Source organism: Nonomuraea sp. SBT364 (assembly GCF_001083785.1).
Taxonomy (GTDB): domain Bacteria; phylum Actinomycetota; class Actinomycetes; order Streptosporangiales; family Streptosporangiaceae; genus Nonomuraea.
The window spans coordinates 66,084-91,317 of record NZ_LAVL01000003.1 but is presented as its reverse complement, the minus strand read 5'-3'; the positions used below and the strand labels follow the sequence as shown (position 1 = coordinate 91,317).

Annotated in this window: 19 protein-coding genes; 9 read left to right on the top strand and 10 right to left on the bottom strand. The window is 72.7% G+C overall.

Annotated features, from left to right (window positions below; translation table 11 throughout):
* The first annotated feature begins 8 nt into the window (after positions 1 to 8).
* The gene (locus tag ADY59_RS51010; protein WP_053174397.1) at positions 9 to 1,727 is read left to right on the top strand and encodes a serine/threonine-protein kinase; all 1,719 of its coding nucleotides are present in this window, start codon (positions 9 to 11) and stop codon (positions 1,725 to 1,727) included.
* Positions 1,724 to 2,905, top strand: a complete 1,182-nt coding sequence (locus ADY59_RS02760) for an FG-GAP repeat protein (RefSeq protein WP_049557154.1) — start codon at positions 1,724 to 1,726, stop codon at positions 2,903 to 2,905. Before ADY59_RS51010 ends, ADY59_RS02760 begins: the two co-directional genes overlap by 4 nt.
* Here the strand turns inward: ADY59_RS02760 and ADY59_RS02755 are convergent.
* From ADY59_RS02755 to ADY59_RS02745, 3 genes are all read right to left on the bottom strand, one after another.
* Positions 2,891 to 3,808: a resuscitation-promoting factor gene (locus ADY59_RS02755; RefSeq protein ID WP_156325254.1), complete on the bottom strand. Its 918-nt coding sequence runs from the start codon at positions 3,806 to 3,808 to the stop codon at positions 2,891 to 2,893. The genes ADY59_RS02760 and ADY59_RS02755 overlap by 15 nt on opposite strands.
* Positions 3,809 to 3,888: 80 nt before the next feature.
* On the bottom strand, positions 3,889 to 4,743 hold the full coding sequence (locus tag ADY59_RS02750) for a TatD family hydrolase (RefSeq protein ID WP_049557150.1): 855 nt from the start codon (positions 4,741 to 4,743) through the stop codon (positions 3,889 to 3,891).
* A 46-nt stretch (positions 4,744 to 4,789) separates the two neighbouring features.
* Complete coding sequence (locus ADY59_RS02745; protein ID WP_049557148.1) at positions 4,790 to 5,320, bottom strand: TetR/AcrR family transcriptional regulator; 531 nt, start codon at positions 5,318 to 5,320, stop codon at positions 4,790 to 4,792.
* A gap of 92 nt (positions 5,321 to 5,412) precedes the next feature.
* On the opposite strand from ADY59_RS02745, the gene ADY59_RS02740 reads away from it, so the two are divergent.
* From ADY59_RS02740 to ADY59_RS02730, 3 genes are read left to right on the top strand one after another with little or no spacing between them, the layout of a single operon-like run.
* Positions 5,413 to 6,120: an MBL fold metallo-hydrolase gene (locus ADY59_RS02740; RefSeq protein ID WP_049557146.1), complete on the top strand. Its 708-nt coding sequence runs from the start codon at positions 5,413 to 5,415 to the stop codon at positions 6,118 to 6,120.
* Between the two features lie 49 nt (positions 6,121 to 6,169).
* On the top strand, positions 6,170 to 9,310 hold the full coding sequence (locus ADY59_RS02735; protein ID WP_049557145.1) for a BTAD domain-containing putative transcriptional regulator: 3,141 nt from the start codon (positions 6,170 to 6,172) through the stop codon (positions 9,308 to 9,310).
* A 35-nt stretch (positions 9,311 to 9,345) separates the two neighbouring features.
* Entirely contained in the window at positions 9,346 to 10,563 is a 1,218-nt protein-coding gene (locus ADY59_RS02730; RefSeq protein ID WP_049557143.1) for an FAD-dependent monooxygenase, read from the top strand.
* On the opposite strand, the gene metG is transcribed toward ADY59_RS02730, so the two are convergent.
* Positions 10,508 to 12,289, bottom strand: coding sequence for a methionine--tRNA ligase (gene metG / locus ADY59_RS02725; protein ID WP_049557141.1), 1,782 nt, complete (start codon positions 12,287 to 12,289; stop codon positions 10,508 to 10,510). The genes ADY59_RS02730 and metG overlap by 56 nt on opposite strands.
* Positions 12,290 to 12,333: 44 nt before the next feature.
* Entirely contained in the window at positions 12,334 to 13,563 is a 1,230-nt protein-coding gene (locus ADY59_RS02720; RefSeq protein ID WP_063780535.1) for a glycosyltransferase, read from the bottom strand.
* A gap of 186 nt (positions 13,564 to 13,749) precedes the next feature.
* Between ADY59_RS02720 and ADY59_RS02715 the strand changes: the two genes are divergently transcribed.
* Complete coding sequence (locus tag ADY59_RS02715; RefSeq protein WP_231618505.1) at positions 13,750 to 15,207, top strand: hypothetical protein; 1,458 nt, start codon at positions 13,750 to 13,752, stop codon at positions 15,205 to 15,207.
* Here the strand turns inward: ADY59_RS02715 and ADY59_RS02710 are convergent.
* Positions 15,143 to 16,687: a dolichyl-phosphate-mannose--protein mannosyltransferase gene (locus tag ADY59_RS02710; protein WP_049557311.1), complete on the bottom strand. Its 1,545-nt coding sequence runs from the start codon at positions 16,685 to 16,687 to the stop codon at positions 15,143 to 15,145. The genes ADY59_RS02715 and ADY59_RS02710 overlap by 65 nt on opposite strands.
* A gap of 52 nt (positions 16,688 to 16,739) precedes the next feature.
* Positions 16,740 to 17,588, bottom strand: a complete 849-nt coding sequence (rsmI, locus tag ADY59_RS02705; protein ID WP_231618504.1) for a 16S rRNA (cytidine(1402)-2'-O)-methyltransferase — start codon at positions 17,586 to 17,588, stop codon at positions 16,740 to 16,742.
* Between the two features lie 180 nt (positions 17,589 to 17,768).
* Between rsmI and ADY59_RS02700 the strand changes: the two genes are divergently transcribed.
* Positions 17,769 to 19,301: a dolichyl-phosphate-mannose--protein mannosyltransferase gene (locus ADY59_RS02700; RefSeq protein WP_231618503.1), complete on the top strand. Its 1,533-nt coding sequence runs from the start codon at positions 17,769 to 17,771 to the stop codon at positions 19,299 to 19,301.
* A 113-nt stretch (positions 19,302 to 19,414) separates the two neighbouring features.
* Positions 19,415 to 20,599: a hypothetical protein gene (locus ADY59_RS02695; protein ID WP_049557133.1), complete on the top strand. Its 1,185-nt coding sequence runs from the start codon at positions 19,415 to 19,417 to the stop codon at positions 20,597 to 20,599.
* A 245-nt stretch (positions 20,600 to 20,844) separates the two neighbouring features.
* Here the strand turns inward: ADY59_RS02695 and ADY59_RS02690 are convergent, their stop codons facing one another.
* Both ADY59_RS02690 and ADY59_RS02685 read right to left on the bottom strand, forming a co-directional pair.
* Positions 20,845 to 23,367 (bottom strand): hypothetical protein, encoded by a 2,523-nt coding sequence (locus tag ADY59_RS02690; protein ID WP_049557131.1) that lies wholly within the window; start codon positions 23,365 to 23,367, stop codon positions 20,845 to 20,847.
* Between the two features lie 31 nt (positions 23,368 to 23,398).
* On the bottom strand, positions 23,399 to 23,875 hold the full coding sequence (locus tag ADY59_RS02685) for a MerR family transcriptional regulator (protein WP_049557129.1): 477 nt from the start codon (positions 23,873 to 23,875) through the stop codon (positions 23,399 to 23,401).
* 32 nt (positions 23,876 to 23,907) lie between these two features.
* Here ADY59_RS02685 and ADY59_RS02680 point away from each other — a divergent pair, with 32 nt between their 5' ends.
* Positions 23,908 to 24,423 (top strand): class I SAM-dependent methyltransferase, encoded by a 516-nt coding sequence (locus ADY59_RS02680; RefSeq protein WP_053174395.1) that lies wholly within the window; start codon positions 23,908 to 23,910, stop codon positions 24,421 to 24,423.
* A 42-nt stretch (positions 24,424 to 24,465) separates the two neighbouring features.
* On the opposite strand, the gene ADY59_RS02675 is transcribed toward ADY59_RS02680, so the two are convergent.
* Entirely contained in the window at positions 24,466 to 25,218 is a 753-nt protein-coding gene (locus ADY59_RS02675) for an SDR family NAD(P)-dependent oxidoreductase (protein ID WP_049557127.1), read from the bottom strand.
* Positions 25,219 to 25,234: the final 16 nt, after the last annotated feature.

Below are 25,234 nucleotides of genomic sequence, written 5' to 3'. Positions count from 1 at the left end.
CGTCCCTCATGGAGCCAACGGGCGCCGCCCCGCTTCGCCCCACGGACCTGCGGGAGATCGGGCCGTACCGGCTGCTCGGACGGCTGGGCGAGGGCGGCATGGGGACCGTTTTCCTGGCCCGGGCGCCCTCGGGGCGGTTCGTGGCGGTCAAGGTGGTGAAGGCGGAGTTCGCCAATCAGGAGGGGTTCGCGGCCCGCTTCCACGCCGAGGTCGACAACGCGCGCCGCGTCGCGTCGTTCTGCACGGCCCAGGTGCTGGACAACGGCAACACCGGCGACGGCAGGCCGTACATGGTGACCGAATACATCGCCGGAACTCCCCTCTCCGACCAGATCACCACGTACGGGGCCCTGGACCCCGGGCCGCTGCACGGCGTGGCGCTGGGCGTGGCGGCGGCGCTGGCCGCGATCCACGTCGCCGAGCTGGTGCATCGCGATCTCAAGCCGGCCAACGTCATCCTGTCCCTGTCGGGGCCGAGGGTGATCGACTTCGGCATCGCGCGGGCGCTCGACCGGGAGACCGGGTTCACGCTCTCCGGCGAGCTGCTGGGCAGTCCGGGCTGGTGGGCGCCGGAGCAGGTGCGCGGGCAGAGCGTCACCCCGGCGGCCGACATCTTCGCGTGGGGCTGCCTGGTGGCATACGCGGGCAACGGGCGGCATCCGTTCGGGCGGGGTGACCCGATCACGCTCGCCACCCGGGTCCTGCACCTGCAGCCCGACCTCGGTACGCTGCCCGCGCCGCTGGACGAGCTGGTGCGGCTGGCTACCGACATGGAGCCGGCCCGGCGGCCCACGGCGCAGGATCTGGTGCTCGCCCTGGTGGGAGGCGCCGCGCCCACGCCGGCCAATCCGCCCACGCTGGTGGCGACCGAGATGCTCACCGAGTGGCGGCCGCCGCAGAACGTGGTGGACGAGCCGGACATCACCGCAACTTTCGCGACACCGCCCCCCAGCGACACAACCGCCGTCCGCCCCGACCCGCCCACCGCCGCGCAACCGGCCGATCCGGGCCAGGCCCTGCGGCAGGAGGCCGCGCGTCAGGAGGAGATCGTCCGCCTGGAGGAGGCGGCCAGGGCCGCGGAGGTGGCACGGCTCAAGGACGTGCGGCCGGCGGGGCCCCCAGGTGGCGGAGTTGCGAAGGTGGGGGCCGTAGTGCCTGCGGGGCAGACGCTTCCGCCGAGCGACACGGCCACCGATCCCGGCTACCAGCGCCCTCGGGGCACCCGGTGGCTGATCGCCGCCGCGGCCGCCCTGCTGGCCATAGCCGTCACCGGCGGCGTGCTGATCGCGACGTCCGGCCGCGGCGGCGGCGCGCCGGCCACGAGCGCGTCGCCGGTCGCCGCCGGGCAGCCTGCCGGGGACGTGGGCCGCCGGTTCACGCTGGGTGCGGAGTTCGACGACCCGATGGTGATCGTGCCGAGCGCGCCGGAGTGCGGGCTCAAGGAGTACGACGGCAGGACGCAGACCCAGGGCCAGCTCTGCGTGCTGCGCTGGACCATGCTGAACCCGGGCGGCCGACTGCGGGAGATCGGCGACCCGGTGGTCACGCTCCGCGACGACCAGGGCGGCCGCCACGACCCGCTCGACGGCAAGCTGCCGGTCGCCGCCATCGCGCCGGGTGACCGGATCGACGGCGTTTTCGTGTTCGACCTGCCGCTCTACCGCAAGCCGGTGGCCCTGTCGGCGACGATGCTCAAGGACGGCGACCAGATCGAGGTCAGGCTGTGAAGATCCTGCTGGCCCTGTTGCTCGCGGTCGCCCCGCTGTCCGGTCAGACGACCGTGTCGGCCTGCGGCGGGGCCGCCGACTTCGACGGCGACGGGGTGGACGACGTGGCGGTGGGCGACCCGTTCGCGGCGGACCGGCGGGGAGCCGCCTACGTGCTCTCCGCCGGCAGGCTCGTGCCCGTGGAGGTGCCGGGACTGACCGAGGGCGACGGTTTCGGCTGGTCGGTGGCGCTCGCCAAGGTCGACGCCGACGCCTGTGCCGACCTGGTCGTGGGCGCCCCGTACACGGACGTGGCGGGCAACGTCGACGCGGGCGCGGCGTACGTGGTCTACGGCGGGCGCGCGGCCGCCCCGCAACGGCTGGTGGCACCGGGGCCGCAGCGTGGCGCGCGGCTGGGCTGGTCGCTGGCGGCCAGGGACGACCTGGTGGCGATCGGCGCGCCGTACGAGGACGACGGGCCGCTCGCCGACGCGGGCTCCGTCTACGTCCGCAAGGGCGCCGGAGGGCTGCGCCGGATCAGCCAGCAGTCGGTGGACGTGCGGGGCAACAGCGAGGTGGGCGACCAGTTCGGCTGGTCGCTGGCCATGGCGCCGGGCGACGGCCTGGTCGTCGGCGTGCCGTACGAGAACGACGACGGCGCGGGTCTGCAGGTGGACGAGGGCAAGGTCGACTCGGGCTCGGTCGTGGTCGTCGAGGACGTGCTGGCCGCGCGGCTCGGCACGGTCAAGCTCGACTCCCCCACCGACGCCACGAACGACCGCTTCGGCTACGCGGTGGCCTGGGTCGAGGGCGTGGGGCCGGCCGTGGGCGTGCCCGGGCCCGGGTACGTGCAGCTCTACGACGAGAAGCTGGCCCCCAAGGCCCGGGTGCGGCAGGGCGGCGACGAGGCGTTCGGGTTCGCGCTGGCCGCCTCCGATGACGGCAGGCTGGCCATCGGCGCGCCGTACGGCGGGGGCGTGCGCGTGGTCGACGCCGCCAGCGGCACCGACGACCGGCGGTTCGCGCCGGCCGGCGGGCTGTCCGGCTGGGCGCTGGCCTTCAGCGGCAACAAGCTGTACGCCGGCCAGCCGGACGCCGCCCCGTACGGTTCGGTCGCGGTCGCCGCACGCAACGCCGACGGCCTGCAGACGGTCCGGCCGCCGCGGGGCACCGACTTCGGCGTGTCACTGGCCGGCTGACGAGCCGAACAGGTGCGCCCCGCAGTTCGGCCACTGGCCTTCCCACTTGCCGGCGACCTTCTGGTAGAGGAGCTGCGCCCGGTACGTCTGCTCCTCGGCGGGCCAGGCGTGCGGCATGCCGGTGCCGCCCACGAGCTGCCACATCGGCAGGCTGAACTGGTAAAGCCCGTAGTACGGCCCGTGCAGGTTGACCGCCTTGGGGTTGCCGCGTGACTCGCAGTGGGCCAGCGCCGCCCAGTTCAGCCGCATGACCTCCAGCCCGACGGGCACGGTGCGCGGCGGCAGGACCGTGATGACCGTTCCTTCCGCCGGGAACGTGTGGGCGGGCGGCCGTACCTGGTAGCCGGGCTGCAGCGGGATGCCGCTCTGCTTGAGCACCTCGCGCACGGTCCGGGCGGTGGTGCGGGCCTGGCGGGTGCTGCCGCCGGCGAACACGTACACGGTGCGCTTGGTGTAGACGGTCAGCTCCATCCCCGACAGCGGCACGTGCCGGTGTCGGGGGGCCGACAGCCGGCCGGCCGGGATCTTCAGCTCGGCCAGCGCGCCGCGCACGGTGGTGGCGGTGACGACGCGTTGCGTGGTGCGGCCGTCGACGGTGAGCGTGATCGGCCGGGCGCGCCGGACCTCGATGCGCGCGCCGTCGATGACCTCCGCGTGGGCGGCGGGCCGTACGACGTCGCCCCGCCCGATCTTGACCCCGTGATCGCCGAGCAGTTCGAGGACCGAGGAGGCGAAGCTCCGCACGGCCCTCGGCTCGCCGTCGACCACCAGCACCACGTCCTTGGCCATGTTGCCGATCACCACGATGGCGCCGGCGGACAGCAGGCCCGCCAGGCAGACCACGGGCGTCCACGGCGAGCGCCAGGGGATCTTGGGACGCGGGGCACGCCGCTTTCCTCGCACGGGCGACCTCCGGTTGAGCTTGAGGCGCCCGACGGTAGTGACGGCGGAACCGCCGCCGCCGCGGCTCTACCGAAACATGGTCACCACTCGCCGAAGACCGTGACTCCGTTGGCGCTGATGGTCTCGCACAGCGCGTCCGGATGGACGCCCTTGACCTCCGCCAGGCAGCGCAGGGTGAGCGGGATGAGGTAGGGGGCGTTGGGCCTGCCCCGGTGCGGCACCGGCGGCAGGTAGGGGGCGTCGGTCTCGACCAGCATCAGCTCGGCGGGGGCCACCTGCGCGGCCTCCCGCAGGTAGCCGGCGTTCTTGTACGTGACCGGCCCGGAGAACGACATGAAATATCCGGCCTCGGCACACTTTTTGGCCATTTCGGCATCGCCGGAGAAGCTGTGGAACACCACCACCGGCGGCGGGCCCGCCTCGGCCAGCACCTTGAGCACGTCGTCGTGCGCGTCGCGGTCGTGGATCACCAGCGCCTTGCCCGTGCGCCTGGCGATCTCGACGTGCGCGCGGAAGCTGGCGTGCTGGTCCGCCTTCGAGGCCCAGTCACGGAAGTAGTCGAGGCCGGTCTCCCCCACCGCCCGCACCTCCGGCCGCCCGGCCAGCGCCTCGATCTCCGCCAGCACCTCGGGGGTGGCGTCGTGGGCCTCGTTGGGGTGCACCGCCACCCCGGCGTAGACGCCCTCGTGCGCGGCGGCCACCTCGGCGTTCCACCGCGACGACGGCAGGTCGTAGCCGATCGTCACCAGCCTCGTCACGCCCACGGCCCTGGCGTCGTCCAGGATGCTCCGCACGCTCGCCTCGGCCGCCTGCGCGGCCAGCGCCACCGGGTCGCCGGACGACGCCTGCCGGTCGCCCACCATGATGTCGAGATGGCAGTGACTGTCGAACACCTGGGCGGACAGCGGCTCCGGGGCGGCGGGAATCTTGCTCACGCCTCCTAAGGTAGCCGTCCGCACGCGGGAGCCGTCCGCAGGCGATTCAGTGGCCGTCCGCCAGCGCCCGGCGGATGGCGGCCAGGCCGTACTCGAAGGCCTCGTCGACGTCGCCCCCGAGCCGGAAGGCGCCGTTGAGTTCCATCCCGATGAAGCCGGTGGCCCAGGCCGTCACCAGGCGGGCCGCATCGAGCGCCCGCCGTTCGCCGACGAGTCTTCTCGACTCCTCCAGCAGCGGGGCGGCCGCACGGGCCAGGATCTCGGGCGGCACGTCGGCGGAGAGCATCAGCCGGAACCCCTCCGGCCACGCCTGGGCGAACCGCCGGTAGCCGCGCGCCACTCCCTCGACAGAACCGCCGGCCGACTCCAGCCGGGCGATCAGGTCGTCGATCGTGGCCTCGGCGACGGCGGTCAGCAGGGCCGCGCGGTTGCCGACGTGCTTGTACAGGGACGGGGCGCGCACCCCCACCCGCGCGGCGACGCTCTGCATCGTCAGCGCCTGCTGACCGCCCGCCTCCAGCAGCTCGCGCCCCGCGGCGACGATCTCGGCGAACGAGGTCTTCTCAGGGGTCGGCATCGTATGTCTCCACAACGATAGCTATTGACGTTAGCCATCATAGCTAATTATCTTAGCTATCGGCGATCCCGTACGGCCCTGAAAGAAGCAGCATGAAACTCGCTCCTCACCTGCACCGCCTCGGTAATGATCTCGTGGCGTGCTACCTCGTCGACACCCCCGACGGCATCACGCTCATCGACGCGGGGCTGCCCGGCCACTGGCGGGATCTGCAGGACGAACTCCGCTCCCTGGGCAAGTCCGCCGACGACATCCGCGGCCTCGTCCTGACCCACGGCGACTCCGACCACATCGGCTTCGCCGAACGCCTGCGCGCCGACCACGGCGTGCCGGTGTTCGTGCACGCCGGCGACGCCGTCCGCACCCGCACGGGAGAAAAGCCCAAGGTCGCTTTCGGACCCATGCGCCTCGGCCCGACACTCGGCTTCTTCGGCTACTCCATCCGCAAGAACGGCCTGCGCACCCGCTACGTCAGCGAGGTCACCGAGATCAGCGACGGTGACGTCCTGGACCTGCCCGGGAACCCCGTCATCGTGGGCATGCCTGGACACTCGCCGGGAAGCGTGGCGGTGCACGTCCCGATCGCCGACGCGGTCTTCGTCGGCGACGCCCTGACCACCCGGCACGTCCTCACCGGGCGTGAAGGCCCGCAGCCCGCGCCCTTCACCGACCACCCGGACGAAGCGCTCTCCTCCCTCGACCGGATCGCCGGGCTGTCGGCGTCCTGGGTCCTCCCGGGCCACGGCGCCCCCTGGCGCACCTCGCCGGCCCAGGTGGGCGAGGCGGTCAGGAAGGGCTGAGACGGCCCGCCACGGGCGGGACCCGGCTCACGCCTCCTAAGGTGGTCCCATGCGTTTCGGCATCCTCGGCAGCACCCGCGCCTGGCGCGCGGACGGCTCCGAGGTCCCGCTCGGCGGGCCCGCCCGGCGCGCGTTGCTGACCTGCCTGCTGCTCACCCCGGGCCAGGTCGTGAGGCGGGAACGGCTGATCGACATCCTGTACGGCGAGCGCCCGCCCGGGAATATCCGGCACGCCCTGCAGTCCCAGGTGTCCAGGCTGCGGGGCCACGGCGTCACCGTGGAGCTGTCGGCCTCCGGTTACCGGCTGGCGGCCGGCCCTGACGACGTCGACGCGCACCGCTTCCTCCGCCTGGCCGCCGAGGGCCGGCAGGCGCTCCTCACTGATCCCGGGCTCGCTGGGGGGCTGCTGCGGGAGGGGCTGTCCCTCTGGCGCGGGCCCGCCGTCGCCGACCTCGACCCCGCGTACGGCACCGCCCTGGAGGAGCGCCGGCTGGAGGCGCTTGAGGACCGGATCGAGGCCGACCTCCTGCGCGGCGCCGCGCAGGAGGTGATCCCGGAGCTGGGTGAGCTGATCGAGCGCCACCCGTTGCGCGAGCGGCTGCGCGGGCAGCTCATGCGCGCGCTGCACGCCGAGGGCAGGCAGGCCGAGGCGCTGGTGGCGTTCGAGCGCGCCCGCCGCCTGCTGGCCGAAGAGCTCGGCGCCGACCCGTCCCCCGGCCTGGCCCGCCTGCACCGATCCCTCCTGGACGGCGACCCTCCACCGCCCGTCTCCGCCCTGTCCGGTGGGCCGGTTGTCCGGCAAGCGCTTCCTGCGCCTTTGACCAGCTTCGTCGGGCGGGATCGCGATGTGGCGGCGGTGCGATCGCTGCTCGGGGAGACGCGGCTGGTGACGCTGCTCGGGCCGGGCGGCGCGGGCAAGACCCGGCTGGCGGTGGAGGTGGCCCGGTCGTACGAGGACGTGTGCCTGGCCTCGCTGGCCCCGCTCACCGACGGCGGCGCCATCGCCCGCACGGTGCTCACCGCGCTCGGCGTCCGGGAGAACGGCCTGCTCGGCCCGGTACGGCCCGGCGGCCCCGCCGACGAGAGCCGCCTGACCCAGGTGATCGGCGAACGGCCGGTGCTGCTCGTGCTCGACAACTGCGAGCACCTCGTGGACGCCGCAGCCGCGCTGGCCGAACGGCTGCTGGCCGCCTGCCCCGGGCTGCGGGTCCTGGCCACCACCCGGGAACCGCTCAACGTCACGGCCGAGCACCTGTGGCCGGTGCGGCCGCTGGCGCCCGGCGACGCCGTACGGCTGTTCACCGACCGGGCGTCGGCGGTCCGGCCGGGGTTCGCGCCCGGCGAGGCGGTGGCGCGGATCTGCGCCGCGCTCGACGGGCTGCCGCTGGCGCTCGAGCTGGCGGCGGCCCGCACCCGGACGCACGAGCCGGCGGAGCTGGCCGGGCGGCTCGCCCACGACGACCGCTTCCGCCTGCTGTCGCGGGGCAGCCGCACCGCCGACGCCCGCCACCAGACGCTGCGCGCCGTCGTCGCCTGGAGCTGGGACCTGCTCACCGCGGACGAGCAGGCGATGGCCGGCCGCCTGACGGTCTTCTCGGGCGGCGCGACGGCCGGGGCGGCGGCCCACGTCTGCGCGCTGCCCGAAGCCGAGGAACTGCTCGGCTCGCTGGCGGACAAGTCGTTCGTCGAGGTCACCGGTGGCCGATACCGGATGTTGGACACCATCCGCGCCTTCTGCGCCGAACGGCTCGCCGGCGAGGCTCCCGCCGTACGCCGGGCGCACGCGGATCACTTCCTGGCCCTGGCCGAGGAGGCCGACGCGCACCTGCGGCGCGACGGGCAGCTCGGCTGGCTGGAGCGGCTGGCGGCCGAGCACGACAACCTGCTGGCGGCGCTGGGGTGGGCCGTCGAGGCGGGCGAGGTGGCGACAGGGATGCGTCTGCTGGGGGCGATGTCGTCCTATCTGTGGATGCGCGGCATGCGGGGCGCCGGTGCCGGTCCCGCGCTCGCCCTGCTGGAGGCCGCCGGTGACGTCCCCGATCCCGGGCTGGGCGACGACTACGTGCTGTGCCTGCTGACGGCGGCGAGCGGCAGCCGCACGACGGTCGTCCGCGACTCCTGGGAGCGGGCGGCCGAGACGATGGTGGCCGGCCAGGAACGGGGACGGCGCCGGCCGTTGCTGGCGTTCCTGTGGCCGATGGTCGCCGCCGGGAGCAGGGATCCGCAGGTGACGATGGCGGTGATCCGGCAGGCCGCCGCCAGCCCGGATCCGTGGGAGCGGGCCGTCGCCGGGCTGGTGTGGGCGTACCCGCAGATGGCGGCGGCGGACTTCGGCGCGGCCGAGGAGGGGCTGGGCGCGGCGCTGGAGGTCTTCCGGGCCCTGGGCGACCGGTGGGGGGCGGCGCTGGTGCTCGACGCGCTCGCGTGGATGGCGAGCGTGCGCGGCGACGACGCCACCGCGCTGGCCCGCATCGAGGAGTCGGTGGCGCTGGCCGAACAGCTCGGGGCCGCCGAGGACCTCGCCGATCTGCTGTGCAACCGGGGCGACTACCGCATCCGCGACGATCCGGCCGGAGCCAGGGCCGACTACGAGCGGGCCGCCGAGGTGGCGCGGCGGGTGGGACTGCCGACCTATGTGGCGTCGGCGCTGCGCGGGCTCGGCGACGCCGCGTACGCGGAGGGGGATCTGGCGGGGGCGCGCGGGCTCTACGAGCAGGCGTTGCGGCTGGCCGATCCGCAGTGGCTCAAGAGCTCGGGCAGCAGGGCGCGGCTGCTGGTCGGCATGGGGAAACTCGCGCGGGCCGAGGGCGACCCGGAGGCGGCCAGGGCCGCGTACGTCGAGGCTGTGGAGGTGTCGCTCCTGGTGGGCGCGGTACCGGAGTGCGCCCGGCCGATCGAGGCGCTGGCCGCGCTGGAGACGGACACCTCGCCGCCGGCGGCGGAGCTGGCGGCGCGGCTGCTGGGGGTGGCGGCCGGCATCCGCGGCACCGAATCCGCGGACCCCGAGGTGGCGCGGGCCGCCGCGACCGCGCGCGCGGTGCTCGGCGAGCAGCGGTACGCGCGCGTCAAGGACGAGGGGGCGCGGCTGGGCATCGTGGAGGCGTGCGTCCTGGCCGGGGTCCCCGAGGAGGTCGTGGCCGCCTCACCGCTGCGCTCGATAGCCGGTGACGACACGGTGAGGGCACGGTGAGCGTCCGGTGAGCGCCCCCGGGCAGGCTCGGCCGCATGGACATCCTTGTCTCCGGCGCGAGCGTCGCCGGTCCCGCCCTCGCCTTCTGGCTCACCCGCCACGGCCACCGCGTCACGGTCGTCGAACGGGCGCCCGCCCTGCGTGAGGGCGGATACGCGGTCGACTTCCGGGGCGAGGCGCACCTGACGGTGCTGCGCCGGATGGGCCTGCTGGACGCGGTCGAGCGCGAGCGGACCCGGATGGGCGCCACCTGGAACGTCAACGAGGCCGGCAAGAAGCTGACCGCCATGCCCGAGGACCTATTCGCCGGTGACGTGGAGATCCTGCGGGGCGACCTGGCCAGGATCCTGTACGACGCGACCAGGGACGACGCCGAGTACGTGTTCGGCGACTCCATCACTTCGATCTCCGCCGACGCGGAGGTGACGTTCGAGGCCGGGGCGCCGCGCCGGTTCGACCTGGTGATCGGCGCGGACGGGCTGCACTCCAACGTGCGGGCGCTGACGTTCGGCCCGGAGCGGCAGTTCGTCCGGCACCTGGGCCTCTACTGCGCGGTGTTCACCCTGGACAACTACCTGGGCCTGGACCACAGCGGCCTGGCCTACAACGTGCCGGGCCGGACGGTCGGCGTCTACAGCGCCAGGGACAACACCGAGGCCAAGGCCATGTTCTGGTTCGCCTCGCCACCGCTGGACCACGACCGGCGGGACGTGGCCGCGCAACGGCGGCTGCTGGCCGAGGCGTACGCCGGCGTCGGCTGGGAGGCGCCCCGGCTGCTGGCGGTCATGGACCGGGCCCCGGACTTCTTCTTCGACTCCGCCGCCCAGGTCCGGCTGGAGAGCTGGTCGCGGGGCCGGGTGGCGCTGCTCGGGGACGCCGCCTGGTGCCCGTCGCCGCTGTCGGGCATGGGCACCGGCCTGGCCCTCGTGGGCGCGTACGTGCTGGCGGGCGAGATCGCGGCGGCCGGTGCGGACCATCGGACCGCGTTCGCCCGCTACGAGCAGGTCATGCGCGGCTACGCCACCGCATGCCAGAAGTCCGGTGAGGGCGTCAGCAAGTTCATGGTGCCGGACAGCAGGCTCATGGCATGGTTCGTCAACCAGAGCTACAAGCTGATGCCCTACATGCCGTGGAAGAAGGCGATCGCCAGGTCGGTGCGGAAGACGGCCGAGGCCGTCTCCCTGCCCGACTACGGCCTCACTCGCCCAGCCGGGCCAGCTCCTCGTCGACGACCTTCGGATCGAGCTTCTTGAACAGCGGCACGGGCGGCGCGAGCGGGGTGCCCGGCTTGATCGGCCGGTGCTCCCAGCGCGCCGCGCCGTCGTAGTCGCCGGTGATCACCGGGTAGGGGGTGCCGCCGTCCTCGTCGACCTCGCGGATCTCCGGCATGCCGGACCAGACGCCCTCGCCGCCCAGCATGGCGTGGACCTTGTTGGAGGAGCTCGGCAGGAACGGGGTCAGCATGGTCTTGGCGTCGTCGACCACCTGGAGGGCGACGTGCAGGATCGACTTCTGCCGCTCCGGGTCGTCCTTGAGCTTCCACGGTTCCTGCTCGGCGAGGTATTTGTTGGCGTCGCGGACCACGTCGAGCGCCTCGGTGATGGCGTTCTTGAACCGGGAGCGGCCCAGCTCGGCGGCCACCGGGGCGAACGCGCCGCGCGAGCGCTCCAGCAGCGCCCGGTCTGCGTCGGTCAGGTCGCCGGCCTCGGGCACCGCGCCGAAGTTCTTGGCCGCCATGGAGATGGACCGGTTGACCAGGTTGCCCCAGGCCGCGACCAGCTCGCCGTTGTTGCGGTTGACGAACTCCTGCCAGGTGAAGTCGGTGTCCTGGTTTTCCGGGCCGGCCACCGCGATGTAGTAGCGCAGCGCATCGGCGTCGTAGCGCGCCAGGAAGTCGCGCACGTAGATGACGACCTGCCGCGAGGAGGAGAACTTCCTGCCCTCCATCGTCAGGAACTCGCTGGAGACCACCTCGGAGGGCAGGTCGAGCGCGCCGAGGGCGCCGGGCGAGCCGTCGCGCGCGCCGATGCCGCTGTAGCCGAACAGCATCGCGGGCCAGATCTCGGCGTGGAAGACGATGTTGTCCTTGCCCATGAAGTAGTAGCCGCGGGCGTCGGGATTCTGCCACCACTGGCGCCAGGCGTCGGGGTCGCCGGAGCGCCTGGCCCACTCGATGGAGGCCGACAGGTAGCCGATGACCGCGTCGAACCACACGTACAGCCGCTTGTTGGGCTGGTCGCGCCAGCCGTCGAGCGGGATCGGCACGCCCCAGTCGAGGTCGCGGCTGATCGCCCGCGGCTGCAGGTCGCCGAGCAGGTTGAGGGCGAACTTGAGCACGTTGGGCCGCCACTCGCCCTGCTTGGCCTGCAGGTAGGAGCCGAGCACCTCGGCGAAGGCGGGCAGGTCGAGCATGAAGTGCTCGGTCTCGGCGAACACCGGGGTCTCGCCGTTGATGCGGCTGACCGGGTTGATCAGGTCGATCGGGTCGAGCTGGTTGCCGCAGTTGTCGCACTGGTCGCCGCGCGCGCCGTCGAAGCCGCAGATGGGGCAGGTGCCCTCGATGTAGCGGTCGGGCAGGGTGCGCCCGGTCGACGGGGAGATGGCGCCCATCGTGGTCTTGGGGAAGATGTAGCCGTTGTCGTAGAGGCCCTTGAAGATCGCCTGCGTGACGGCGTAGTGGTTCTTCGTCGTCGTGCGGGTGAACAGGTCGTAGGAAAGCCCCAGCCCGGTCAGGTCTTCGGCGATGACGCGGTTGTAGCGGTCGGCCAGCTCCCTGGCCGACACGCCTTCCTTGTCGGCCTGCACCTGGATCGGCGTGCCGTGCTCGTCGGTGCCGGAGACCATCAGCACCTTGTTGCCCGCCATCCGCTGGTAGCGGCTGAAGATGTCGGACGGCACGCCGAACCCGGAGACGTGCCCGATGTGGCGGGGGCCGTTAGCGTACGGCCACGCGACGGCGGTCAAAATGTGCTGGGACATGGGTCCAAGCCTACGGGCCGACGCCGCGCGCCTCGAACGAATCGCTATCGCGAGGTTGCTGAAGTTTCCTCACGGGTCACGGCCTCGGCGGCCTCCTCGGCGACCTTGGCGGCGACGTCGATCGACGACTCGCGGGTGCGGCGGATGCCGAGGATGCTGATGAACAGCGACGCGAAGATCGTCTGGAAGCTCATGATCAGCGCGGTCGCCGACGGCACGACCAGGCGCAGCGACTCGCGCGGGTCGAGCTCGCCGAAGTCGCGCACCTGCCAGTGGACCAGCGACGCCACCAGGCCGACCAGACCGGCCAGGGCCAGCAGCCCGCCGACGATCAGGCCCTTCTCCAGGCTGACGATGTCGATGAGCCTGCGCACCCGTGACGACTCCGGCAGGAAGCCCTCCTCGGCCGCGTAGACCTTGGTGAACAGCGCGAACAGCGCCGCCTGGAAGCCGATCACCACCGCGGCCGACGCGCCGACCAGCGTGTCGACGTCGAAGGCCAGCTCGCCGATCTCCACCGGCCCGAACGTCAGCGCCGTGCCCGCGACCAGCCCCAGCACCATGAGAAGGATGCCCGGGTAGAAGAACAGCCACTTGGGGCTGTAGAGCAGCAGGAAGCGCAGGTGGCGCCAGCCGTCGCGCCAGGAGCGCAGGTGCGGCGGGCGGGAGCGGCCGTCGGGCGCCAGCGTCGTGGGCACCTCGCGCACGTCGAGCCCGGACAGCGTCGAGCGCACCACCATCTCGCTGGCGAACTCCATGCCCCCGGTCTGCAACTGCAGCTTGAGGATGGAGTCGCGGCGGAAGCCGCGCAGCCCGCAGTGGAAGTCGCCGATCGCCGACGGGAAGAACAGCCGGCCGACGAACGACAGCACCGGGTTGCCCAGGTAGCGGTGCAGCGGCGGCATGGCTCCGGGCGAGATGCCGCCCTTGAACCGGTTGCCCATCACGAGATCGGCGCCGTCGCGCAACTGCTCGACGAACGGGAGCAACGAGGTGAAGTCGTAGGAGTCGTCGGCATCACCCATGATCACGTAGCGGCCGCGCGCGGCGCGGATGCCACCCATCAGGGCGTTGCCGTAGCCCTTCTCATCCACGTGGACGACACGCGCACCGGCGTCACGGGCGAGCTGCTGCGAGCCGTCCGTGCTGCCGTTGTCGGCGATCAGGACCTCGCCCTCGATGCCGTGCTCCTCCATGCACGCCAGTGCCTTGCGCACACAGACTTCCACGGTCTCCGCCTCGTTGAGGCAGGGCATGACCACCGTCAGTTCCACGTCTCAACCCTTCAGTCAATGCTCTTCCAGCACACCATCATGCCGTGTGCCCGTCGATGGTCGGGGCAAGTCACCGAAACGACTGGCATTCTTTACAGCATGGTGAGCGTCGCGGAGATTACCCCTGTGGACCACTCCGCCCCAGGCCGGACGGCTCGTGCGCGGGCTTTTCTGCGCCGTCATCGGGTGTTCGCCGCAGCGTTCGCCGCGGGTGCGGTGCTGCGGCTGATCACCATGCTCGGCTACGGCCCGGCGATGTGGTTCAACGACTCCTACGAGTACGTGTCGGTGGCGCTGCACCCCCGGCCGCACCCGATCAGGCCCGACGGTTACGGGTTCTGGATGCTGCTGCTCAAGCCGTTCCACAGCTTCACCCTGGTCACGCTGACCCAGCACCTGATGGGCCTGGCCACGGCGGCGCTGATCTACGCGCTGCTGCGGCGCAAGTTCAGGCTGCCCAAGTGGGGGGCGACGCTGGCGGCGGCGCCGGTGCTGTTCGACGCCTACCAGATCCAGCTCGAGCAGCTGATCATGTCCGACACCATGTTCACGCTGCTCGTGGTGGGCGTGATCACGCTCGTGCTGTGGAACCGGCAGATGTCGTGGAAGATCGGCGCGGTCGTCGGGCTGCTGCTGGCGCTGACCTGGCTGACCCGCTCGATCGGGCTGCCGATCCTCGCGCTCGTGGTGCTCTACCTGCTGGTCAAGCGCACCGGCTGGAAGCCCGTCGCGGCCGTGGTGACGGCCTGCGCGGTGCCGGTCGCCGCCTACATGGGCTGGTTCGCGGCCAGCTTCGGCAAGTTCGCGATGACCAACAGCGACGGGCTCATCCTCTACATGCGCACCGCGATCTTCGCCGACTGCGACAAGATGAACATCGACCCCTACAAGGAGGTCGAGCTCGTCCTGCTGTGCATCAACGACCCGGTGCACGAGCGCAAGGACTACGCGCAGTGGTACCTGTGGGGCCAGGGCAGCGGCGACGGCGAGGGCACCGGCGAGGTGCTGCACCGCTGGGGCACCGGCAAGAAGTTCACCGACATCACCAACGACGCGGCCAGCGCGTTCGCCATGCGAGCGATCATGTCGCAGCCCGGCGACTACCTGGGCGTGGTGGCGCGCGACTTCCTGCGCTCCTTCCACTGGGGCCGGCCGGTCTTCCCCGATGTCGCGACGTTCAACATGTACGAGTTCAAGCCCTACTACGAGCTCGACAGCACCGGCAATCCCAAGCGGCTGCCCAGCTGGCCGTCCTACCAGGGCTGGACCCACACCGACGCGTTCGCGTACGAGCAGGGGCCGCCCGAGACCAAGATCGTCTCGCCCTGGGCCGAAATCATGAGCGGCTACCAGAAGGTGTTCTACCTGCGCGGCATCATGCTCGGCGGGATCATGCTGATCGGCCTCTACGGGATCGTGGTGCGCTGGCGCAAGCTGGGCGGCGCGGTGATCCTGCCGTGGCTGGGCGCGTTCGGGCTGCTGCTGGCGCCCGCGGCGACGGCCGAGTTCGACTACCGCTACGTGCTCCCGGCCGTGCCGCTGGCGTGCATCGCGGCGGCGATCACGCTGCGGCGGGGCGTCACTTGGGCGCCTGCTTCACCCAGGATTCGGCGAGCATCCGGGACCACCACTCCGCCTGCGTGATGGTCTCGGCCGACAGCACCGGATGGAGCCAGCCGAAGTTGATCAGCACGATGAGCGCGAACGCCCCGACGGCCGCGGCCCCGGCGGCGCGCCGTGCCGGGGCGGCGTCCGCCTTGCCGAGCGCGAGCCCGGCGACGAGGGTGACCGCCAGCACCATGAACGGCACCAGGGGGATCATGTAGAACAGGTACATCGTCCGGTTCTGCGCCAGCGCGTAGTAGAACCAGGGCAGCCAGCCTGCCGCGTAGGTCAGCAGCACCGCCCCGGCCCGCCAGTCGCGGCTTGCGACGTACCAGGCGATGAGGCCGAGCAGCGCCAGCGCCGAGCCGTACCAGAGGGCGGGGGTGCCGACGCCGAGCACGGCCTGCGAGCAGACGTCGGAGCCGCACGCCGACGGCGGGATGCCGGTCGGATAGTGGAACGACACCGGCCTGAACAGCACGGGCCACGTCCACGGCTCGGACATGTAGGGGTGGTACAGGGTCAGGTCGGTATGGAAGCCGAGCACCTGCAACTGATACTTCAGCCACGACCGGGCCGAGTCGATGACGAAGAAGAGCGGCCCCGACGAGGTGGCCTGCTCCCAGTTGCGCCCCCACCCGTTGTCGGTGACGAACCAGGTCGTCCACGACAGCACGTACGTGACCGCGGGCACGGCGGCGAGAGCGGCCAGCCAGGCGGGCGCGTCCAGGGTGAGGCTCGCCCGGTACGGCTCCCGCGATCCGACGACGCGGCGGGCCCCCATGTCCCACATGAGGGACATGACGGCGAAGGCGATCAGGAAGAAGACGCCGGACCACTTCACCGCGCAGGCCGCGCCCAGGCACACCCCGGCGGCGATCCGCCACGGCCGCGCCCCCAGCCTCGGCCCGAGCCCCGACACGGGACCGCTCTCGTACCAGTCGACGAGTTTCTCCCTGGCCCTGTCGCGGTCGACGACGAGGCAGGCGAACGCGGCGAGCACCCAGAACATGAGGAAGATGTCGAGCAGTGCCGTGCGTGAGAGCACGAAGTGCAGTCCGTCGAGCGCCAGCAGCAGGCCCGCGAAGCAGCCCAGCAGCGTCGAGCGGGTCATCCGCCGCGCCACCCGGGCCAGGATCAGGATCGACAGCGTCCCCGCTACCGCGGCCATGAACCGCCAGCCGAACGGCGTCATGCCGAACAGCCACTCGCCCACCGCGATCATCCACTTGCCCAGCGGCGGGTGCGCCACGTAGAGGGCGCAGTCGTGGGCGTCGGCGCACGACTGGAAGATGTCCAGGTTGCCAGTGATCAGCCGTTTGTCGGCGATGGGGTTCTCGGCGGTGCCGAGCATCGTGCGCTCCGCGCCGTACTTGAGCAGCGCGTAGGCGTCCTTGATGTAGTACGTCTCGTCGAAGACGACCGCGTGCGGGTCGCCGAGCCGGATGAAGCGGAGGATCCCCCCGAAGACGGCCACGAGCACCGGCCCCAGCCAGCTCCACGGCATGCCTTCCTGCATCGGCGGAACCAGTCGCCGCCGCGAAACCCCCCAGTTCTTCACGATGCGCACACTATGGCGTCGCGGATCTTCTGTGAACCGCGTCATAAAGCTCGCGTTTGGGTACGCCGGCGCCCTTGGCCACGTCCGCGACGGCGGTCTTGGCGGGTTCGCCGGCGGCCACCCGGCGGTCCACCTCGGCCACGAGCGCGGCGATGTCCGGCGGCCCCTCGTCGGGCGTGAACCCGGCGACCACGACCGTGATCTCGCCCTTCACGCCGTCGGCCGCCCAGGCCGCCAGCTCGCCCAGGCCGCCGCGCCGTACCTCCTCATAGGTCTTCGTCAGCTCACGGCAGACCGCCGCCTGGCGGTCGGCGCCGAACGCCTCGGCCATCGCCGCCAGCGAGACGTCCAGCCGGTGCGGCGCCTCGAAGAACACCATCGTGCGCTCCTCCCGCGCCAGCGACGCCAGGCGGCGCGCCCGGTCGCCGGTCTTGCGCGGCGGGAAGCCCTCGAAGCAGAACCGGTCGCTGGGCAGCCCGGAGACGGCCAGCGCGGTCGTGACGGCGCTCGGCCCCGGCAGCGCGGTCACCGTGACGCCGGCGTCGATCGCCAGCCGGGTCAGCCGGTAGCCGGGGTCGGAGACGCCCGGCATGCCCGCGTCGGTGATGACCACCACGGTGCGGCCGTCCTTGAGCGTCTCGACGAGCTCCTGGGCGCGGCCCGCCTCGTTGGCGTCGTAGTAGGACACGACCCGGCCGCCGATCTCCGCGCCCAGCTCGCCCGCGAGCCTGCGCAACCGCCGGGTGTCCTCGGCGGCCACCACGTCGGCGCTCTCCAGCACCTCACGCAGCCGCGGCGAGACGTCGCCCGCCTGGCCTATCGGGGCTCCTGCCAGCACCAACCTGCCCTGTCGTGTCACCCGACCATTGTGGCAGGGCATCCGGATTGCCCCGTGTTTCTTGGGTAAGCACCGGCTTCCGCACCGTACGATGGCCGAATGGCGGTGACCGATTTCCCGTACCAGACCTCTGGCGGCGAGCCGAAGCCTGGCGAGAGCAGTCCCCCTGTCTCCTCCGTGCGCTCGCGGATGGTCCCCCCGATGCGGGGCCGCGTGCTGTGGGGCTGGATCGGGCCGCTGCTCGTCACCGTCTTCGGCGGCGTACTGCGCTTCATGGGGCTCGGGCACCCGAACGCGATCGTCTTCGACGAGACCTATTACGCCAAGGACGGCTATTCGCTGATCACCTGGCTGGTCGAGCGCGTCACGATCAAGGACGCCGACAAGGCGATCCTGGCCGGCAACACCGACATCTGGCAGAAGTGCACCGACGACCTCGGGCCGTGCGCCTCCTACGTGGTCCATCCGCCGCTGGGCAAGTGGATGATCGGCGCGGGTGAGTGGCTGTTCGGGCTGACGCCGTTCGGCTGGCGCTTCGCCGCCGCCGTCATCGGCACGCTGTCGATCCTGATCCTGGCCCGGGTGGCCCGGCGGATGACCCGATCGACGCTGCTGGGCTGCTTCGCGGGCCTGCTGCTGGCGCTCGACGGACTGCACTTCGTGCTCTCACGCACGGCACTGCTCGACATCTTCCTCATGTTCTGGGTGCTCGCCGCGTTCGCCTGCCTCGTCGTCGACCGCGACAGGGCCAGGGAGAAGCTCGTCGACTGGTACGAGAGCTCGCCGCTGTCGCCGCAGGGGCCGTGGCTCGGCCTGCGGCCGTGGCGGATCGCCGCAGGGGTGTGCCTCGGGGCGGCCATGGCGGTCAAGTGGTCGGGGCTGGCGTTCGCGGTGGCCTTCGCCGTCATGTCGCTGCTGTGGGACTTCGGGGCGCGCCGGGCGGTCGGCCTGCGCCACCCCTACCAGGGGGCGTTCAACAAGGACGTGCCCAACGGGCTCATCGGCTTCGCGGTCGTGCCGTTCGTCACGTACATGGCGACCTGGACCGGCTGGTTCGTCACCGCCACCGGCTACGGGCGCAAGTGGGACCAGGCCACCTCGTCGGGCAACCCGTTCTTCTTCGTGATCGACTCGGCCCGCTCCTGGGTGGAATATCAGTGGCAGGTCTTCAGCTTCCACAACGACCTGGCCACCTCCCATCCCTACATGTCGGAGCCCTGGTCGTGGCCGCTGCTGCTGCGGCCCGTCGCCTTCCACTACGAGGGCAAGCAGCAGGTGTGCGGGGCCGCCGACTGCTCCGAGGCGGTGCTCGGGGTGGGCACGCCGGTGATCTGGTTCGGCGCGCTGGCCGCGCTCGTGGCGCTCATCGCCTGGTACGTCGCCACCCGCGACTGGCGGGCCGGGGCCGTGCTGCTCGCCTACGCGATGGGCTGGCTGCCCTGGTTCTACTTCGCTTTCGCGGAAAACCGAACAATGTTCCTTTTCTACGCGATCCCGATGGTGCCGTTCATGGTGCTGGCGATCACCCTCTGTGCCGGATGGCTGATCGGGCCCATGGTCCGCACCGCCGACGGCCGCCTGCCGGTGCGGCGCACCACCGGCGCCGCCGTCGTCGGAGCCTTCGCCCTGCTGGCTGTGATCAACTTCTGGTGGCTTCATCCTGTACTGTCAGCCGAAGTCATTCCCTACGCCGAGTGGAAGGCCAGGATGCTCTTCGACAGCCGATGGATCTAACCTGGTCACAGTCCATTACATAGTGATTTCGTAGGGTAGTCGCTGTGCAAGACCCAATACGCACCGGATTCGGTCATCGTCAGGCCTGGGGTCCATACGGCAAACTTCGAGGCATGAGTGCACCAGACGTCACCGCGCTTCTCGCCGAGTTGGAGCGGTCCCAGCCGGACCTCGCCGACGACGCCAGGACCGCTGTCGAATGGCTGACCGGCGGCGAGCCGCTGGAGACGGTGACCCAGCTCGACGTGTGCGAATTCCTCTGGTACACGCTTCCACTCAAGGTGGGCGGCGACCACGAGCGGCTGGCCGGTTCGCTCGGCAAGCTGCTGGAGCTCGGCGGCCTCGAACGCTACGCCGCGCTGTGCGTCTCGCCGACCACCGCGCAGATCCTGCGCGCCTACTCCCGCGACGGTGAGGAAGCCGGCACCGCCGCCTACCAGGAGGCGCTGGAGGCCACCGGCGTGCTCCCGCCCGACGTGCCCGAGCTGCGCTGGAGCATGATCATGGGGCCGGAGGAGCTCGGCGCCCACGTCGCCTGCTCGGCCGCGCTCGAACTCGCCATCGTCGCCGGCGAGACCGTCGACCGCGTCGCCCTGACCCGCCGCTGGCTCACCGAGCCGCGCACCGACCTCGGCGGCGACAGCTGGCTCCACCGCGTCCACGGCGAACGACTCAACCGCTGGGTCCTCGGCCGCGGCCCCGCCCGGCGCGAGCTCGCCCAGCCCTTCGAGGTCCGCCTGTACGCGCCCGTGACCCCGCAGCCGCTGCCCGCCCTGCACAAGGTGCTGTCGCTGGCCGCCTCCGAGACCAACCTGCCGCTGCGCCTGGCCCCCTCCCCGGAGGCGCTGCGCCTGCGCGAGCTCGCCGAACGTGACCTCGGCGCGCTCAGCCGCGACGGCTCCCGCCTGGCCATCACCGACCGAGGCCGCGCCCTGCTCGCCTCACCCGACGACATGTGGGATGCGGTCACCCGGCTGCTGCTGGCCCGGGGCGAGCACGAGTTCGAGGTGTCGGCGCGGGAGGCGGCGCTGATGCTGCTCGCCGACGGCGTCCTGATGTCACCCGCCCAGCTCCGCGAACGGGTCGCCGAGGTCGTCGGCGGCGAGGGCTGGCACCCGGCGACGGGCCTGGACGACGTGTCCGCCCCGATCACCGCCCTCGTCGGCCAGCTCACGGCCCTCGACCTCGCCTTCGGCGACGACCTGGCCATCCGGCTGACCCGCACCGGCCAGTTCGCCGCCCTCGCCGCCCTGCGCGCGCACGCCCTGCGGCCCCGCAAGTACGTCAACTCCACCTGAACGCCGAAACGCCCGCCTTCCCTGGGGAAGGCGGGCGTCCCGACGTGTGCACCGGTGTGCAGGTCGCCTCTCGGCGAAAGGCACAACGCGGCTCCAGCCGAACGGTAGTCCGCGAAGGCAATAGGTGAGGCCCGGGGACACTGGACACACCGGCTACGTGGTGTATAACCACGCCACCCCCTGAGTCATTCCCGGAGCCCGGGGCCCGGGGCTCCGGGCAACTCGGGGGTCAGGGCGGCTCGGGGTCAGGTGGTGAGTTGGGCGTGCAGGCGGCGGGCCTCGCGCACCAGGCCCGTCACGCGCGTCCCGGCGGCCAGCCGGGCCACGGCCGGGGACGCGCCCCGGGCGCCTGCCCAGGCGGCCGCCTCCGCCGCGAACGTCACCAGTCGGGTGTGCGTGCCCGTGGCCCGCACCCCCGGGCCGGGCAGGCAGGCGTCGAGCAGCGCCGCCACGGCCTCCCACACCTGGAGGTGCGCCCCCTGCCGGGCGGCGCTCCGCAGCGCCGCCATCGCACCCGCCGGCGAATGGCCGTCGCCGTGCCGGAACAGCGCCGCGAGCTGCCTCCCCACCGCGCCGCCCGGCAGGTCTCCGGACGCCGCCAGCCACAGCAACGGCGCCACCGCCCCGCTTCTCGGTCCCCCGCACAGGTGGTGCGCCAGGATCAGCGCCACCGCGTCGCCCGCCGGACCGCCCGCCATGGCCAGCGCCCGAAGGTCGTCGAGCGACGGCATCACGGTGAGGTCCCCGACGAGCTGCGCGGCCACCACCTCCCGATGGCCGGGCATGACCGCCAGCAACACATCACACCCGCCGTGTCCCGTGCCGCCGATGGGTGCCTGGTCCCCGGCAGAGGGCTCCTGCGGGCGTAGGGCGAATGGAAGGCCCGTGATCACGGTCACCACCCGGGCGCCCGCGCCGCCAGGCTCCCAGCGCAGGGTGACCCGTGGTTCGGGCGGCCGGGCGCCGGGTGTGCCCGCGAGCCAACCGGCGGCGGCGCGTCCGGCCGGGCTCTTCAGGTGGGAGGCCCGTGCCACCACGTCCCCGGGCGTGTCCCTGGGAAGCCGCAGGAGAGCCTGCCGGAGGTCCAGGGGCAGCGCCTCCGCACCGTCGCGCTCGTACCCCTCCAGCCGGAACACCAGCTCGGCGGCCTCCAGCCGGCCGTCGGCGTGCGTGGGGGTGGCCAGGAGGTACGGCGGCAGGGCGTCACCGGCCAGCGCCCGATGAACCTCGGCGAACCGAGCCGCCATCATCCCCGACCCGGGCGAGAGCGCCGACGACTCCCGTACGCCGGGGCGGATGAGCAGGGTGCCCAGGGCCGTGGCCCGGTCGGCGAGGGTCGGCGGCACGTCGTCCCGGGGCCGCTGGGGGCAGGGGCCGGGCATGGTGAGCGCGGCCTTCAGCCCGGCGCGGTCGGTGGTCACGAGCCGTACGAACACGTCGAGCCACCGTTCGGCGCCCCGCCAGTCGAGCTCCGACAGCCTGGCCCTGCCGAGCCACCCCGGAGCGCGCACGCGTGGCGACAGGCGCTCGGGGACGGGCGGGGGCCTCAGCGGCAGCGGCACGAACGGCTCGGCGCGAATTCGGTCCTCGCCCCCACCGGGGGAAGCCCGGCCGGGGAAACGAGGCGACGGCACGGGCGCGCCGGAGAGCGCCGCGACGACCGGCTCGCCCTCCCTCGCCGGCATCAGGGCGGCGGCCTCCACCAGGGGCTCGGCCCCAGCAGGGGTGAAGCGGGCGGCGTACTCGACCACCAGGTGCACGGCCCGCAGCCGCGCCCGGCCCGCCCTGGCCCCGAGCGCGACGCCGAGCGCGGCGGCGAACCCGTCCAGCTCGGCACCGTCACGGGCGGCCAGGCGGTCGAGCCAGGCCAGCCCGGCCGTGATCAGGCGGCCTTCGGTGCGGAAGAGGAGTGCGACGATCGCTTCGCGCGCGTCGTCGGGCGGCAGCGGCCCCACCCGGCGGAGGTGCCGCAGCGCCAGGTCGGCCACCAGGGCCGGGCCGGACGGCAGCAGCGCCAGGTAGTCGCCGCGCCGCGCGGCCACCTCGTCGGGGACGGGCGCGAGCAGCTCGTGCAGCCCGGCGAAGGACCGCAGCTCGGCCGCGCTCCCTCCGCGCAGGAGGCGGCCCACGCAGCCGCCGAGCAGCGCCTCACGCGACACCCGGCCGTCCAGGGTGAGCGCGCACAGCGTCTCGGGAGCGCCGGGATGACCGGCCATCACGCTGCCCACCCCGTCGGCCTCGAACAGGCGCGGCAGCATGACGTCCAGGAGCGGATCGTCCCTCAGCGCGGCGGCGATCCGCTCCGGCGGGGTCTGCCATGGGACGTCCAGGACGGACGCCAGCCAGGTGCGGGTGAGCGGGCCGTGCGCGGGCGGCTCGGCCCCGGTGACGCGCAGCAGCTCCAGCGCGAGCCCGGCGTTCGGGTCGGGCTCGCGGAGCCGGCGCGACAGGCGCACGGCCAGGTCGGCGCGCCACTCCTGGGGCCTGGCCGAGACGGCCCGGAGGATCAGCGGCGCCTCCTTCCGGCTCCACGCCCGGAGATCGCCCCGGCACAGCCAGGAGACGACGGCGGCGGCGCCGCCGATCGCCCCGCAACCGGCGACCCGCATGGCCTCGATCCGCCCGGGCCGGACCTGCGGCAGGTGGAGGGGCAGCGCCCGCGCCACCTCGCGCCGCTCGTCACGCCCCAGCCCGGCCACGAGGGCCGCCACGCCCTCGACGTCCTCGGCGTCGATCGCCGCCCGGACCGCCGCCCACGCCGTCGTCATGACGGGAACGTTAGGGCGGCCCACCGACAAGTCACGGGCCGGCGAGGTCAGGGCTGCCCGGACGGGCCGGCGGCTGAACCGGGCGGCGGCTCGTGCCCGGTTCCTCCTGCTCGGTGGCGAGCTGTTCCAGGGAGGCGCCGTCCAGCAGCCGGTCCAGCTCGCCCATCAGGAAGCCGCACTCGCGCACCGGATGCTCGGCCGGGCAGTCGAGGACGTGCCGGAGCACCTCCTGCGCCATCCGGGCACGGGCGATGAGATCGTCGAGCGCGGTCAGCCGGCCGGCGATCTCCTCCCGCCATCGCGCACCCGGCGCGTCCAGCACCGTGCCCGCCGTGTCGAGCGGGATGCCGAGCCCCTGCGCCGACCTGAGGAAGACCAGCCTCCGCAACTCCTCGACGCCGTACATGCGCCGGCCCTGCCTGCGCGCCGCCGGCCGCACCAGCCCGCGCTCCTCGTAGTAACGCAGCGCTGAGGCGTTCGCGCCGAGCCGCCTGGCCGCCTCGCCGATCGGACGCCTACCCGTCGGGGTGGGTGGGCCGGATGGCCGGACGCTTCATGCTCTGGACGAACCGGCACCAGAAGGAGATCCTGCCGCTGGTCGCCGCCGGGCCCGGCGAGCGGGTGCTGGAGATCGGATACGGCGCAGGCGGGCTGGCCCGCCTGCTCTGCGCGACAGGCGCGCGAGTGAGCGGCGTCGACCCGTCGCCGGACATGCGCTTACTCGCCGCCCGCCGGGCCGCCGCCGCCGACCTGCGGCTGGGCACCGCCTCCGACACCGGATTCCCGGACGGGACGTTCGGCCGAGTGGTCTCGGTCAACAACGTGGCGATCTGGCCGGAACTGCCGCCCGCGCTGCGCGAGCTGCACCGCGTCACCCGGCCCGGCGGCCGCGTGCTGATCGCCTGGCACGGCGGCTCCGCGCCGTCCCGGCTGGCGCGCGGCCTGCGCATGCCCGAGCAGAGCCTGGCCCGGGTACGCTCTTCGCTCGGCGAACTGTTCGCCCGGGTCGACCGCGAGGAGCTGTCGAACCTCACGGTGCTCATCGGCCACCGGTAGCCGATCACCTGAATCGCGCTCTTCTGGCCGCTCCCCCAGGATCTACCCGGCGATGGCGCCCACCAGCCCGCCGTCCACCACGAGGTCCTGACCGGTGATGTACGACGCGTCGTCGGAGGCCAGGAAGGCCACGGCCGCCGCCACGTCCTCCGAACGCCCCAGGCGCCCGAGCACCACCTGGGCGGTGGCCGCCGCGGCGGCGGCGTCGTCTTCCATCGCGCCCCGGAACATCGGGGTGTCGATGTATCCCGGGCTGACCGAGTTGACGCGGATGCCGCGCCCGCCGAGGCCGGCCGCGAGGGTGCGGGCCAGGCTGTGCACGGCGGCCTTGGTCGCGGAGTAGACCGACGCGATGGCCATGCCGCGATAGAGCGTCCAGGAGGCGTTGATCACCACCGAGGCGCCCTCGCCCATCAGCGGCAACGCCTTCTGCACGGTGAAGAACACGCCCTTGAAGTTGACGTCCACGGACCTGTCGAAGTCGGCCTCGGTGAGTTCGGCGCTGCCGGCGAAGATGCCGACGCCCGCGTTGGCCACCAGCACGTCCAGCCGCCCGAACCGGTCGGCGATCCGCCTCATCAGCTCGTCACGGTCGTCGGCGCTGGCCACGTCGCCGCGCACTGCGAGCACCCGGTCGCCGCCGTCCAGTTCCTTGAGCGTGCGGGCCAGCCTGTCGTCGTCGCGGCCGGTGACGACCACGCTCGCCCCCTCGTCCAGGAGCCGCTTCGCCGTCGCCAGTCCCATGCCGCTCGTCGCACCCGTGACCAGCGCGACCTTGCCCTCGAATCGTGTCATGGCTCGATTGTCGGAC

What these genes read in the sequence shown, in the direction of transcription:
- ADY59_RS51010 (WP_053174397.1), top strand. Translation starts at nt 9, where the DNA reads ATGGAGCCAACGGGCGCCGCCCCGCTTCGCCCCACGGACCTGCGGGAG.
- ADY59_RS02745 (WP_049557148.1), bottom strand. Translation starts at nt 5,320, where the DNA reads ATGCCGACCCCTGAGAAGACCTCGTTCGCCGAGATCGTCGCCGCGGGG.
- ADY59_RS02740 (WP_049557146.1), top strand. Translation starts at nt 5,413, where the DNA reads ATGAAACTCGCTCCTCACCTGCACCGCCTCGGTAATGATCTCGTGGCG.
- ADY59_RS02735 (WP_049557145.1), top strand. Translation starts at nt 6,170, where the DNA reads ATGCGTTTCGGCATCCTCGGCAGCACCCGCGCCTGGCGCGCGGACGGC.
- ADY59_RS02730 (WP_049557143.1), top strand. Translation starts at nt 9,346, where the DNA reads ATGGACATCCTTGTCTCCGGCGCGAGCGTCGCCGGTCCCGCCCTCGCC.
- metG (WP_049557141.1), bottom strand. Translation starts at nt 12,289, where the DNA reads ATGTCCCAGCACATTTTGACCGCCGTCGCGTGGCCGTACGCTAACGGC.
- ADY59_RS02710 (WP_049557311.1), bottom strand. Translation starts at nt 16,687, where the DNA reads ATGCAGGAAGGCATGCCGTGGAGCTGGCTGGGGCCGGTGCTCGTGGCC.
- ADY59_RS02700 (WP_231618503.1), top strand. Translation starts at nt 17,769, where the DNA reads ATGCGGGGCCGCGTGCTGTGGGGCTGGATCGGGCCGCTGCTCGTCACC.
- ADY59_RS02695 (WP_049557133.1), top strand. Translation starts at nt 19,415, where the DNA reads ATGAGTGCACCAGACGTCACCGCGCTTCTCGCCGAGTTGGAGCGGTCC.
- ADY59_RS02690 (WP_049557131.1), bottom strand. Translation starts at nt 23,367, where the DNA reads ATGACGACGGCGTGGGCGGCGGTCCGGGCGGCGATCGACGCCGAGGAC.
- ADY59_RS02680 (WP_053174395.1), top strand. Translation starts at nt 23,908, where the DNA reads ATGGCCGGACGCTTCATGCTCTGGACGAACCGGCACCAGAAGGAGATC.
- ADY59_RS02675 (WP_049557127.1), bottom strand. Translation starts at nt 25,218, where the DNA reads ATGACACGATTCGAGGGCAAGGTCGCGCTGGTCACGGGTGCGACGAGC.